Raw genomic sequence first — 14944 nt, 5'->3', positions numbered from 1 at the left:
AAAACAAAAATTAATATAATTTCTAAACTAAATTAATAAATTTCTAATATCAGATAAAATATAACCTAAAAAAGTTGTAAAATAAACACCTTCTGCGCCATCAATTACACGATGATCATACGATAAAGAAAAAGGAAGCATTAAACGAGGATAAAATTTTTTTTTATTCCATATTGGTTTTAAAACAGCTTTAGAAATACCAAGTATTCCCACCTCAGGAGCATTAATTATAGGAGTAAAACCAGTACCACCAATTCCTCCTAAACTTGAAATAGTAAAACTCCCCTCACTCATTTCAGAAATTTTTAATTGATTATTTTTAGCTTTTTTTACAATATTATTTATATCAATAGATATTTCACTAATACTTTTATATTTTAAATTTTTTAAAACCGGAACCAATAAACCATCCTTTGTATCTACAGCTATACCAATATTAATATCTTTTTTTAAAATAATACTTTTTTTACTAGCGTCTAAAATACTATTTAATCTCGGGTATTTTATTAAAGCATATGTAACAGATTTAACTAAAAAAGATAAAAGTGAAATTTTTTTATAAATACTTTTCTGAGAAACATGAGAATTATATAATTTTCTAAAATTTTCCAGATCAGTAATATCTGCTTCATCAAATTGAGTAACATGCGGAATATTTTTCCAGTTATTTAATAAATTATTTCCAGACATTCTTTGAATGGATGTTAAATTTTCATGTTTATTTTGATTATTTATATTATTTACAAAATTTTTTTCAATATTACTCTTATTTTGAAAGCTGTTATTTTTTAATAAATTATATTTATGTAGATCCTCCAAAATAATTCTACCTTTTCTTCCACTACCTTTAATATGTGATAAATTTATATTCAATTCTCTTGCAAAACGACGAATATTCGGAGAAGCAGAAGTATATTTAATAGATTTATTATCATTATTTTTTAAATTTAATAATTCATTATTTTTTAATAAATCAAAAGTATCTGAACTATCTCTTTTAAATTTACTTGTATTATTTTCTTTTAAAATATTACTTTGATTAAAACTATCTAAAACTAAAATTAATTGATTAATTAATAATTTCTCTCCTACTTTAACAAATATTTTCTTAATAACTCCAGAAGAAGGAGAGGGTATTTCTAAAACAGATTTATGACCCTCTACAGAAATAAGACTACTTTCTTTTTCTACCGCTTCTCCCTTTTTAACAAAAATCTCAACTACTTCAACACAATCTACCCCAATATCAGGAACACAAACTTCTATGTCCACTATATCACCTCTTTATGCTAAACGTGGATTAAGTTTATTTGAAACAATATTTAATTTACTTAAAGCTTGATCAAGTATCATTGAATCTACATTTCCTTGTTCAATCAAAGCATCTAATGCTGCAATAACAATAAAAGATTCATTAATTTCAAAAAAATTACGTAATTTCTCACGACTATCTGATCTGCCATATCCATCTGACCCTAAAACCCGAAATATATTTGAAGGAATATATGCTCTAATTTGTTCTGCAAAAATTTTCATATAATCAGTAGCTGCAATAACAGGAGAAAAATTCATAATTGAAGAAATATACGTTTTTTTCTTTTTCTTTAGTGGATTTAACATATTCCAACGCACACAATCTTGACCATTTCTTGCAATTTCAGTAAATGAAGTTACACTATATACATCAGAACCAATTTGATATTCTAATAGTAATATTTTAGCAGCTTTTCTAACACAACGCAAAATAGATCCAGATCCTAGTAATTGAACATGACCTTTTTTACCTTTATATCTTTCTAATTTATAAATTCCTTTACAGATACCTTTTTTTACATTTTTAGGTATTTTCGGCATTTTATAATTTTCATTCATTGTAGTAATATAATAAAAAATATTTTCTTGTTTTTTTCCATACATACGCTTTAAACCTGATTGTATAATTATTGCTAATTCATAACTATATGTAGGATCATAAGAAATACAATTAGGTATAGTTAAAGATAAAACATGACTATGTCCATCAGCATGTTGTAAACCTTCTCCATTTAATGTGCTTCTACCTGAAGTTGCTCCAATTAAAAAACCTCTAGCTTGTTGATCACCGCATGACCACAAAAAATCTCCTATTCTTTGAAAACCAAACATAGAATAATAAATATAAAAAGGTATCATAGGAAAATTATTAGTACTATATGATGTAGCAGCAGATAACCAAGAGGCACAAGCTCCTAATTCATTAATACCTTCTTGCAAAATTTGACCATTAGAATCTTCCCTATAATAAAAAATTTGATCTTTATCAGCTGGTGTATATTTTTGTCCTTTATAATTATATATACCAACTTGACGAAATAAACCCTCCATACCAAATGTACGTGCCTCATCTGCTATAATAGGTACAATTCTATTCTTTAAATCAATATTTTTTAAAAGAATATTTAAAATTCGAACAAAAGTAATTGTAGTAGAAATGGGTCTTGTTTGTTTTTCTAGTAGAGAATTAAAATCATTTAACTTTGGAATATTTAATAATTCAGAAGAATTTTTTAAACGTATAGGAAGATAACCTTTTAACTTTTTTCTTTGTTTATGTATATATAAAAATTCTGGGGAATTAGAAGCAAATTTTATATATGATAATTTTTCTATAGAAATTGAATCTAATTTAATATTTAATTGTTTTTTTAAATGATAAATATCTTTAATATCTAAATTTTTTATTTGATGAGCAATATTTTTACCTTCTGCAATATTACCTAAACCATAACCTTTAACTGTATGCACTAAAATAACTACTGGTTTATCTACTATAGATTTAGCTAAACAAAAAGCAGAATATATTTTTTTAAAATCGTGTCCTCCTCTATTCAACTTCCAAATATCATCATCCGTCATATCCTCTACTAATTTCTTTGTTTCTTTGTATTTACCAAAAAAATGTTTTCTAATATATGCACCATTTTTTGACTTAAAAGTTTGATAATCTCCATCTACAGTTTCATTCATTAATTTTTTTAAATGACCAGAATAATCTTTATCTAATAAGATATCCCATTTACTACCCCAAATTACTTTAATAACATACCACCCAGCTCCAAAAAAAATATCACTTAATTCATTAATAATTTTTCCATTACCATTTACAGGTCCGTCTAAACGTTGTAAATTACAATTAATAACAAAAATTAAATTATCTAATTTTTCTCGAGCTGCTATAGTAATAGCTCCTTTGGATTCTGGCTCATCCATTTCTCCATCACCTAAAAATACATAAACTGTTTGTTTTGAAGTATTTTTTAAATTTCTATTATTTAAATATTTTAAAAATTTTGCTTGATAAATTGCTGATATAGCACTTAAACCCATAGAAACAGTTGGAAATTGCCAAAAATTTGGCATTAATTTAGGATGAGGATAGGAGGACAATCCCCCCCCGTCAGTTTCTTGTCTAAAACTATCCATTTGTTTTTCAGTTAAGCGATCTTCTACAAATGCTCTAGAATAAATACCCGGAGATATATGTCCTTGAAAATAAACTAAATCACCACCATCATAATCATTACGAGCACGAAAAAAATGATTAAAACAAACTTCATAAATCATAGCAGAAGATTGAAAAGAAGAAATATGTCCACCTAAATCTAAATTTTTTCGAGAAGCACGCAAAACCATCATTATTGCATTCCAGCGTATAACTGAACAAATTTTTTTTTCTAATTTAATATCGCCAGGATATTTATATTCATCATTTACATGAATTGTATTAATGTAATCTAAATTCATTTTTTTTAAAAAATGAGTATTTTTTAATATATTTAATTTTAAAATTTTATTTATTAAAAAAGTAACTCTGTTAATACCATCTCTTTTTATTACTGCATTAATAGAATCTATCCATTCCTTAGTTTCAGTTGGATCAATATCTTTAAAAATATTTTTTGACATACTTTTCTAACCTTTAAAAGTATTAAATATTTGACATTTAAAAAATTTAATTTTTTATAAATACAAATTATTTATTTTAAAAATTTTATATAATATATATTATATATAATTAAATATATTTTATAAAAAAAATAATTATTAAATCTATTAAAAAATTTACTTCTAATATTTTTATTATATAATTCAGTTTATTTAATATTTTTTAAATAAAAAATAAATTTATAAATTATAATTAATGTAATCTAATTATATTAGATAATAATAAAAATATTTTTTATAATTATATAATCTCAATAGATTTTCTAATTAATAAATGAAATGAATTAAAATCTTTATTATCAATAAAATTTAAATATATATTTTTCTCTTTTTCAAAGTCTATAAAAAAAATTTTAATTAATGTTTTAATTACATTATTTTTTATTGATTCTAACATTGATTGAAACATAAAAAATGATTCTCTTTTATATTCTTGTTGTGGATCTTGTTGAGCATACCCTCTTAAATAAACACTTTGTCTTAATGAATCTACTGCATTTAAATGTTCTGTCCAAAAAATATCCAATATTTGTAACATTACTGATTTTTCAATCATATTTGAGTATTTTTTTAAAACACTAGATGTATTATTATTATAACTAAATTGTATTGTAGTAACAATTAAATCAATTAATTTATCAACATTTTCATATAAAGTAGTATCATGTTCTAAAAACTTATTTATTGATTTAATAAAATAAAAATTATTTTTTAATTCTTGTTCTAAAGAAAAAAAACTATCAAGGTTAATTGTATTTCCTGAAATATATTGTTTAATACAATAATGTATACGATCTTTTAAAATACACAAAATATAATCATGAATACTAGATTTGTTAATTAATTTATTTCTTTCATTATATATGACTGAACGTTGTTCATTAATAATATCATCATATTCTAATAATTGTTTTCTAGAATCAAAATTTTGATTTTCTACTTTTTTTTGTGCTTGTTCAATAGACTTACTTAACCAAGGATGCTCAATAGATTGGCCTTCTTTCATACCAATTGTTTTCATAAAATGAATAACACTTTTTGAAGCAAAAAGACGCATTAAAGAATCATCTAGTGATAAATAGAATCTTGATGAACCTGGATCACCTTGCCTTCCAGATCTCCCTCTTAACTGATTATCAATCCTACGAGATTCATGCCTTTCTGTACCAATAATATGTAATCCTCCTGATTTAACAACTAATCTATTTTTATCTCTCCATAATTTTAAAATAAAACTATTTTTTTTAAATAAATATCTTTTATCATTGCTATTATCTATTAAAATACCTCCTAATACAATATCTGTTCCTCTTCCAGCCATATTAGTCGCGATGGTAACTGCTCCAGGTTCTCCTGCTTTAGATATAATAAGAGCTTCTTGAGAATGAATTTTAGCATTTAAAACATTATGTTTTATATTTAATTTACTTAATAATTTAGAAATTTGTTCAGATTTTTCAATAGAAACTGTTCCAACTAATACAGGTTGTTTTCGACGAACACAACTACGTATATCAGAAATAATTGCATTAATCTTATCTTGTTTAGAAAGATACACTAAATCTGGCATATCTTTTCGAATCATTGGTTTATTTGTTGGAATAACTACAGTATCTAATTTATAAATTGAATTAAATTCAACAGCTTCTGTTGCAGCTGTACCAGTCATTCCTGATAATTTAACATATAAACGAAAATAATTTTGTAAAGTTATAGTAGCTAAAGTTTGATTATCATTTTGTATAAAAACATTTTCTTTTGCTTCTATTGCTTGATGTAATCCATCAGACCAGCGTCTACTTGACATAAGTCTTCCGGTATGTTCGTCAACAATAATTATTTTTTTATTTTGAATAATATAATCTATATCTTTTAAAAAAAGATAATGTGCCTTTAATGCTAAAATCACGTGATGAATAAAAAAAATGTTTTCAGATAAATATAATGACTCTTTTTTTAATATAAAATTATGTTTTACTAATAATTTTTCTACCTTGACCAGTCCTATTTCAGTTAAATAAACTTGACGTTGTTTATAATCTATATAAAAATCACCTGTTTTACAAATTTTATTACAATTTTTTTTATTTTTTGGTGTTAAATATATAACAAGAGAATTAATATGATTATATAAAGAACTACTATTTTCTATAGATCCTGAAATTACTAATGGTGTGCGAGCTTCATCAATTAAAATAGAATCAACTTCATCAACCAAAGCAAAATATAATTTTCTTTGAACTTTCTCTGTATTACAAAAAATCATATTATCACGTAAATAATCAAAACCATATTCATGATTCGTACCATATGTAATATCAGCTAAATATGCTTTTTTTTTCTCTTCTTGTGACATACCTGAAATATTTATACCAACGCTTAAACCTAAAAACTCAAATAAAATACGATTTTTATTTGCATCTCTTTTTGCAAGATAATCATTCATTGTAACTATATGTACCCCTTTACCTAAAAGTGCATTTAAATAAGCGGGTAATGTAGCAGTCAGTGTTTTTCCTTCTCCTGTACGCATTTCGGCAATACACTTTTTATGTAGAATAATTCCCCCTAAGATTTGTACATCAAAATGTCGCATACCAAAAATTCTTTTACTAGACTCACGAATTACAGAAAAAGCTTCGGGAAGCAATGAATCTATTGTATCACCATTTTTTAATCGTAATTTAAATTCATGTGTTTTTTTTTTTAATTCATAATCTGATAAATTTAATAGATCTTTTTCTAAACTATTTATTTTAATAACAAGATCATTTAATTTTTTTAAAACACGTTCATTTCGGCTAAGAAAAAAATTATTAATTAGTTTACTTAACATACTAAAATCTCATATTTACTAATGCAAAATGTAAAAAGTTTATATAAAATTAAAAAAAATATTTTCATAAAAACATTAATTTATTAAAAATTTTCATAAAAATAAAAAATAAAATTATATTATATAATTTTCACAATATGATAGAAATAAAATTATATTAAATGATATAAAGAAAATTTTTTTATTTATAAAAATATTTAAATTTTATTTATTTAAAAAAATTTTAATTAATCAAACTATCTATCATATCATGATATGATATAATATATTATTATTATATAAATAAAATAAACTTTTATATAAAAATATTTATTTTAAAATAAAAATAAATTTTTAATAAAAATATAGTATATTTATTTAATTAAATTTAATAAAAAAAAATAAATAATTTTACTAATAAAAATATAAAAAAATTTTTATTTTTAATTAAAAATATTTCTAATATATAGAATAATAGTTAGGATATGAAGCAGATAAAAAATATAGACCATGAGGCGGGACAGTAGAATAAATTTTATTTATATCTTTATTATATAAAACTATTTTAGTCCAATCAGCACTATGTTTAGATAATCCTATAGAAACTAAACAACCTACTATATTTCTTACCATATGATATAAAAAAGAATTAGCAGTAATATCAATAATTACAAAATCATTTATATTATATACTAACAAAGAAATTATTTTTCTATTAGAAGATAAAGATTGACAACCGCTACTTTTAAAAGAAGTAAAATCATGTTGACCAAGTAAAAAACTAGAACTATATTGCATTTTTTGTATATCTAAAATATCCTTTACATAAAAATAATATTTTGTCATAAAGCTAGATTGTCTATTTTTATTTAAAATAATATATCTATAAGAACGAGATAAAGCAGAAAATCTAGCATTAAAATTAGATGAAATTTCTTTTATCCATAAAATCTTTATATCATATGGTAATAAAGAATTTACACCTTTTAACCAAACAGTATTACTACGTATAGTATTAGTACTAAAATGAGCAATCTGTTTAATAGCATGTACACCGCGATCAGTTCTCCCAGCACAAACTATATCTACTTGATGATTAGCAATTTTTGAAAAAGCTGATTCTACACATTCTTGTAAAGTTAATACTGATCTTTGTTTTTGCCAACCATAATACATACTTCCATCATATTCTACACCAAAAACAAACTTCATTTACTTTTTCCTAAAATATATAATTTAATAAAAATGATATAAAAATATAAAAAGGTTATATATAAATATTATTTATACACTTTTTATTTATATAAATAATTTTTGTTATATCAATGTTACTTGACATTAGATGCTAAAATATGGCATTTTCTATACATAAAAAAATTTTATATGCATTAAAAAAATGTTATGTATAAAATATCTACTAAATATTATTTTTATAAAAATATAACATATTTTTGAATATTAATATTTATTTAAATAAATTTAATTAAAAAATTTTAAATAATAAATATTTTATAAAAATTTAATTTATGTATATAATTTAAAAAATTAAAAATTATTAAAATAAATTATATATCTCATATATATACATTATATATATTATTTCTGATATAGAAAATAAAATTTATTTTTCGTTTATTAAAATTATACTAATTTCAAAAAACTATATAAAAACATAAAAATAAAGTAGATATTAACATATGAATCATATTATAAAAAAAAATCATAATATATCTCAAAAAAAAATTAGTAAAAATTCTATAAAAGTATTATATAGATTAAATAAATCAGGTTATGAAGCATATTTAGTAGGAGGAGGAGTTAGAGATTTATTATTAGGAAAAAAACCTAAAGATTTTGATATTGCTACTAACGCTAAACCAAATGAAATTAGAAAATTATTTAAAAATTGTCGATTAATAGGAAGACGATTTATTATTGCTCATTTAATATTTAAAAGCGAAATTATAGAAGTATCAACATTTAGAGCTAAAAATAATAATATAGAAAATAATAAATTATATTTTAATTCTAAAAAAATAAATAATGGTATGTTATTATTTGATAATACTTTTGGAAAAATAGAAGAAGATGTATATAGAAGAGATTTAACAATCAATGCGTTATATTATAGTATAAAAGATTTTGGAATTAGAGATTACGTTGGAGGAATAAAAGATATAAAATTAAAAATAATACGATTAATAGGTGATGCTGAAACAAGATATAGAGAAGATCCTGTACGTATGTTACGAGTAATTCGTTTTTCAGTAAGATTACATATGCATATAGATAAAAAAACTGCAGAACCAATAATTAAACTTTCAAATTTACTAAAAAATATACCACCCGCGCGATTATTTAATGAATCTATAAAATTATTTTGTTTTGGATATGGTTATTTAACTTATATAAGATTAAGAAAATATTCTTTAATATATCCTCTTCTACCGTTTTTATTTCATACCCTTAGTAAAAAAAACAAAATATTTTTAAAAAATATTATTATAAAATGTTTAAAAAAAATAGATTCTATTATTAATAGAAAACTTATATGTTATCCGTCCTTTTTATTTGCTACATTATTATGGTATCCACTAATAGAAAAAATACAAATACTATTAAATACTAAAAAATTAAAATATTCTAAAGCATATTCTATTTCTGTAAATTATATTTTAAAAAAATATTCAATTCTACTTGGTATTCCTAAAAATATTATTTTAATTATTAAAAAAATATGGAATTTGCAAAAAGATATAGAAATGAAAAAAAAATACGAAATTAAAAAAATCATTCAAAATAATAATTTTTTTCAAGCTTTAGAATTAACTACACTAAGATCAAAAATAGAAAATAAAATTGAACTAAAAAAGATTTTATTTTTTTGGAATAAAAAAAAAACTTTTTTTTAAAAAAAATAATAATATATATTATATATATTTATATATATATAAATAAAATCTATAAAAATTATATTATAATTATAATATTAAAATTTTTCAAAAAAATATATTGATAAACATATATTAATAATATAAATATTAGTCAAAATTAAATCTTTGTAAATATATTAAACCAAAAAAAAATATATTTTATATATATAAAATATTTTATTTTAGAAAAAATAAATTTTATAATAAAAATATAACTTTAATTTTTAATATTTTATAAAAAAAAATAATAAAAAAAATATTAATATTATGATATAATTTATTAATTTACCTATAAATATGTTTATAATAATAAATATTATTATTTACAAATAAAAATATTTATATTCTAAATATTTTTCATATCATTCATAACAATAAAATCAAAATTTTATATATATTCTAATAAATATATACTATTAATCAATATATTCTATATATAGTATTTAATACTATCAACAACAGAATAAATCTAAATAATTTTTTAACAAGAGATTACATTTATGAAAACATTAAAATTTGGAGGTACATCACTTGCAAATGCAGAAAAATTTATACAAGTATCCTCAATTATTACTAATAAAATAAAAAATAATCAAATATCTGTAGTATTATCTGCTCCAGCTACTATTACTAATCAATTAGAAAATGCTATTAAAAAGTGTATAGAAAAAAATATTATTCCTATAAAAAAACTAAATATTATTAAAAATTTTTTCTTTAATTTAATAAAAAATATACATTTATTAGAAAATAAATATCCTAAAGAAAAAACACAAAAAAAAATAATTATACAATATAAAAAATTGTATAATAAATTTTCTAATATACAATCATTAGCAAAATGTCCAGATAATATATATGCCAAAATAATTAGTATAGGAGAAATTATTTCTGTCCAATTAATGAATGAATTATTAAAAATAAAAAAAAACAAAATCATGGTAATTAATCCAGTTAAATTAATTGCAGCAACTGGTAATTATCTTAATGCTATAGTAAATATAAATAAGTCAAAAAAACGTTTTCAAAAATTAAATTTTTCAAAAATAAATATTATTCTTATGCCGGGGTTTATAGCTGGAAATAAATTAAAAAAACTTGTTGTTTTAGGAAGAAATGGGTCTGATTACTCTGCAACAATTTTATCTATATGTACAAATTCTCACACCTGTGAAATTTGGACTGATGTAAATGGAATATATACAGGAGATCCTAATATAATATCAAATACCCATTTATTATCAGAAATAACATATCAAGAAACACTAGAACTAGCTTATTTAGGAGCTAAAGTAATTCACCCTGCTTCTATAAAACCTTTAAAAAAATATAATATACCATGCATTATTAAAAATACAAATAATATACAAAACTCGGGAACTATAATTAGTAATCAAAATAAAAAAAATGATAAAAAAATTAAAGGAATTACATATTTAAATAAAATCATTTTAGTAAATATATTTATATCAAAAAATTATAATATAGAAAAAATCTCATATAAACTATCAAAATATTTATCTTCTAATAATATTATTACATATTTATATAATCAATCTATATCAGACAACAGAATTAATTTTTATTTTCAAAAAAATCACTCAATTAATATTAAAAATGAATTAGAAAAAATTTTTAGTATAGAAATACAAAAAAAAATATTAAAACCAATTATTTTATTAAAAAAACTAAGTATTATTTCTATAATTAGTAGTAATATTACAAAACATAACACTGTAATTTTAAAAAATATTTGTTCAATTGTAGATAGTTTTAATAATAAAATATTATTTATATCACATAATATATCAAATATATCACTGTCAATAGTGTTAAAAGATAAAAATATTATTAAAATAATAAAAAAAATTCATAATTTAATTATCAATAAAATAATACCAATAAATATTTTCTTAATTGGTATTGGGGGAGTTGGATTAGAACTACTAAAAATAATTTTTAATCAGCGTAAAATATTAAAAAAAAAACTTATTCAAATAAATATTAATCTTATTGCAAACTCTAAAAAATATATCGTAAACAAAAAAAACATTAAACCAAATAAATGGATTAATAAATTTAAAAAATCTACCAAAATTTTTTATTTAAAAAATATTTTAAATTTAGCAAAAAAAAATGGTTATTTAATTCCTATTTTAATTGATTGTACATCAAGCCAAAGTATTGCTAATCAATATAATTTAATTATGAAATCTGGATTTCATATTATTACAGCTAATAAAAAATCTAATTCATCAAAATTATCTGAATATATAAAAATAAGAAATACATCTAATAAATATAATAAAAAATTTTTTTATGAAACACATGTTGGAGCAGGTTTACCAATTATTCAGAATTTAAAAAATTTAATAGATTCAGGTGACCGTTTAATTAAATTTCAAGGAATTCTTTCTGGTTCAATGTCATACATATTTGGAGAGCTAGATGATAATAAAACATTATCAGAAGCTACAAAAAATGCTAAAGAATTAGGATTTACAGAACCAAATCCAAAAGATGATCTGTCAGGAATTGATATAGCTAGAAAATTATTAATTCTAGCAAGAGAATTTGGATATTCTTTAGAGCTTTCTGATGTTAAAATAGAAGAAATTTTACCTGATTGTTTTAAAAAAATAGATAATAAAAAAGTTTTTTTATCTAAATTAAAAAAAATAGATAATTTATTTATTAAAAAAACAAAAAAAGCTAAAAAAGAAAAAAAAGTATTAAGATTTATTGGAACGATAAAAAACAATGGAAAATGTAGCGTAAAAATAAAATCTGTAAATAATAAAAATCCATTATATTATATTAAAAATGGAGAAAATATATTTGTTTTTTATACAAAATATTATCAACCAATTCCTTTAATAATACGTGGTTACGGGGCTGGAAATAGTGTAACTGCATCGGGTATTTTTTCTGATTTATTGCGTATTGCATTATAATCTTAAGAGTTTAAAATAATGATAAAAATTTATGCTCCCGCTTCTATTGGAAATGTTGGTGTTGGTTTTGATATTTTAGGAGCAGCTATTATGCCAATAGATGGCACGTTACTAGGTGACTGTATATCAATACAAACATCAGATGCTTTTCAATTCAACTGTCATGGAAATTTTTCTACTCAATTACCAAAAGATATAAAAAAAAATATTATATGGCAAGCATGGAACTGGTTTAATGAAAAAATAAAAAAAAAAATACAAATATCTATTACACTCGAAAAAAATATGCCAATTGGTTCTGGTTTAGGATCTAGCGCTTCATCTATAGTAGCTAGTGTACTTGCTTTAAATCAATTCTATAAAACTAATCTTAAAAAAAAAGAATTAGTAGATATTATGGGAAAATTAGAAGGAAATATATCAGGAAGTGTACATTATGATAATGTTGCACCATGTTATTTAGGTGGTTTACAACTAATTACGGATGATATATATCATATTACACAAAAACTTCCTATATTTGAAGATTGGCTTTGGGTAATTGCATGGCCTGGTATTACATTATCTACTTCTACAGCACGAAATATTTTACCATTAACATATGATAAAGAAAAGTGCATAAAAAATAGTCGAAATTTATCTACCTTTATACATGCTTTATATACTAAAAAATCAGAATTAGCAATTCGAGTAATGATAGATACTATTGCAGAGCCTTATCGAATTCCATTAATACCAAATTTTTTAAAAATAAAAAATGCAGTAACTAAGTTAGGTGCTTCAACATGTAATATTTCAGGTTCTGGGCCTACTTTGTTTTCAATATGTCTAAACTTTTCTATTGCAAGTAAAGTAAAAAAATGGTTAGAAAAAAATTATATTAAAAATAAAAAAGGATTTGTTTATATCTGTAAAATTGATCAGTTAGGAGCTAGAAAAATAAGGATTTGAAAATGAAATTATATAATTTAAAAGATAATAATGAAGAAGTAAATTTCTTAAGTGCTATTAAATACGGGTTAGGAAAAAAACAAGGATTATTTTTTCCAAAATATTTACCAAAATTTAATACTAAAGCATTAGAAAATTTAATAAAAATGAATTTTATCGATCGTAGTACACATATATTATCACATTTTATTTCAGATGAAATATCATTAAAAGATTTAAAAAAACAAATTAAAATAGCTTTTTCATTTACTAAACCAATTATTGTACCTGTTACTAAAAATATTTCATGTTTAGAATTATTTCACGGACCAACATTAGCATTTAAAGATTTTGGAGCTAGATTTATGGCTCAAATGCTTTCATATTGGAAAAATAAAAATTCTATTATGACAATATTAACTGCTACCTCAGGGGATACTGGCGCTGCAGTTGCTCATGCATTTTATCGTATGAATAATATTCGGGTTGTTATTTTATATCCTAAAGGCAGAGTTAGTAAATTACAAGAAATATTATTCTGCACGTTAGGAAAAAACATACATACAATTGCTATTGATGGAAGTTTTGATGATTGTCAATATTTAGTAAAACAATCTTTTAACGATAAAAAGTTAAAAAAAAAGATTGGTTTAAATTCAGCTAATTCAATTAATATTAGTAGATTGTTAGCTCAAATATGTTATTATTTTGAAGCATTTTCATTAATTCCATCTAAATATCATAATGATATAGTTATATCTATTCCTTGTGGAAACTTTGGTAATTTAACTGCCGGGTTAATTGCAAAATCATTAGGATTGCCAATTAAATCTTTTATTGCTGCAACTAACTCAAATGACACCGTACCTAGGTTTCTAAAAAACGGAAAATGGAAACCAAAGAGTACAATATCAACTATTTCGAACGCTATGGATATTAGTCAACCAAATAATTGGCCTAGAGTAGAAGAGTTATTCAAAAGAAAAAAATGGGATTTAAATGATTTAAAATCTGAAAGTGTATCTGATACAGAAACTATACAAACAATACGAGAATTATATAAAATTGGATATACATCAGAACCACATGCAGCTATAGCATATAAAGTATTAAAAAAGCATATTCAAAAAACAGATTTTGGTTTATTTTTAGGAACTGCTCATCCATCTAAATTTCAAAATACTGTAGAAAAAATATTAAGCATAAAATTAAAATTACCAAATTCTTTACAGTCTAGAGTAGACTTAAAAAATTTTTCACATAACATGAAACCAGATTTTTTAAAATTAAAAAAATTTTTATTAAAAAATATTTAATAAATCTTAAAA

Annotated in this window: 8 protein-coding genes; 4 read left to right on the top strand and 4 right to left on the bottom strand. The window is 21.7% G+C overall.

The window, feature by feature from the left end; translation table 11 throughout:
- Window positions 1-27 precede the first annotated feature (27 nt).
- From BUCICURT3053_RS00690 to truA, 4 genes are all read right to left on the bottom strand, one after another.
- A complete protein-coding gene (locus BUCICURT3053_RS00690) occupies window positions 28-1272 on the bottom strand; it encodes a 2-oxo acid dehydrogenase subunit E2 (protein WP_154061111.1) in 1245 nt (414 codons plus the stop codon).
- A 12-nt stretch (window positions 1273-1284) separates the two neighbouring features.
- Window positions 1285-3945: a pyruvate dehydrogenase (acetyl-transferring), homodimeric type gene (gene aceE, locus BUCICURT3053_RS00685; protein WP_154061110.1), complete on the bottom strand. Its 2661-nt coding sequence runs from the start codon at window positions 3943-3945 to the stop codon at window positions 1285-1287.
- Between the two features lie 280 nt (window positions 3946-4225).
- A complete protein-coding gene (secA, locus tag BUCICURT3053_RS00680) occupies window positions 4226-6820 on the bottom strand; it encodes a preprotein translocase subunit SecA (RefSeq protein WP_154061109.1) in 2595 nt (864 codons plus the stop codon).
- 438 nt (window positions 6821-7258) lie between these two features.
- Window positions 7259-8011: a tRNA pseudouridine(38-40) synthase TruA gene (gene truA / locus BUCICURT3053_RS00675; RefSeq protein WP_154061108.1), complete on the bottom strand. Its 753-nt coding sequence runs from the start codon at window positions 8009-8011 to the stop codon at window positions 7259-7261.
- Window positions 8012-8496: 485 nt separating this feature from the next.
- On the opposite strand from truA, the gene pcnB reads away from it, so the two are divergent.
- From pcnB to thrC, 4 genes are all read left to right on the top strand, one after another.
- A complete protein-coding gene (gene pcnB / locus BUCICURT3053_RS00670; RefSeq protein WP_154061107.1) occupies window positions 8497-9711 on the top strand; it encodes a polynucleotide adenylyltransferase PcnB in 1215 nt (404 codons plus the stop codon).
- A gap of 521 nt (window positions 9712-10232) precedes the next feature.
- Window positions 10233-12686, top strand: a complete 2454-nt coding sequence (gene thrA / locus BUCICURT3053_RS00665; RefSeq protein ID WP_154061106.1) for a bifunctional aspartate kinase/homoserine dehydrogenase I — start codon at window positions 10233-10235, stop codon at window positions 12684-12686.
- Between the two features lie 18 nt (window positions 12687-12704).
- Window positions 12705-13637 carry a homoserine kinase gene (gene thrB / locus BUCICURT3053_RS00660; protein ID WP_154061105.1) on the top strand — a complete coding sequence of 311 codons (933 nt, stop codon included), beginning with the start codon at window positions 12705-12707 and terminating at the stop codon, window positions 13635-13637.
- A 2-nt stretch (window positions 13638-13639) separates the two neighbouring features.
- Entirely contained in the window at window positions 13640-14932 is a 1293-nt protein-coding gene (gene thrC, locus BUCICURT3053_RS00655; RefSeq protein ID WP_154061104.1) for a threonine synthase, read from the top strand.
- The last annotated feature ends 12 nt before the right edge of the window (window positions 14933-14944 follow it).

It is taken from the genome of Buchnera aphidicola (Cinara curtihirsuta), assembly GCF_900698895.1.
Lineage (GTDB): Bacteria > Pseudomonadota > Gammaproteobacteria > Enterobacterales > Enterobacteriaceae > Buchnera_F > Buchnera_F aphidicola_AX.
The sequence above is the reverse complement of the archived record's forward strand: the minus strand, read 5'-3'. Positions and strand labels throughout refer to the sequence as shown.

What these genes read in the sequence shown, in the direction of transcription:
- aceE (WP_154061110.1), bottom strand. Translation starts at nt 3,945, where the DNA reads ATGTCAAAAAATATTTTTAAAGATATTGATCCAACTGAAACTAAGGAA.
- secA (WP_154061109.1), bottom strand. Translation starts at nt 6,820, where the DNA reads ATGTTAAGTAAACTAATTAATAATTTTTTTCTTAGCCGAAATGAACGT.
- truA (WP_154061108.1), bottom strand. Translation starts at nt 8,011, where the DNA reads ATGAAGTTTGTTTTTGGTGTAGAATATGATGGAAGTATGTATTATGGT.
- pcnB (WP_154061107.1), top strand. Translation starts at nt 8,497, where the DNA reads ATGAATCATATTATAAAAAAAAATCATAATATATCTCAAAAAAAAATT.
- thrA (WP_154061106.1), top strand. Translation starts at nt 10,233, where the DNA reads ATGAAAACATTAAAATTTGGAGGTACATCACTTGCAAATGCAGAAAAA.
- thrB (WP_154061105.1), top strand. Translation starts at nt 12,705, where the DNA reads ATGATAAAAATTTATGCTCCCGCTTCTATTGGAAATGTTGGTGTTGGT.
- thrC (WP_154061104.1), top strand. Translation starts at nt 13,640, where the DNA reads ATGAAATTATATAATTTAAAAGATAATAATGAAGAAGTAAATTTCTTA.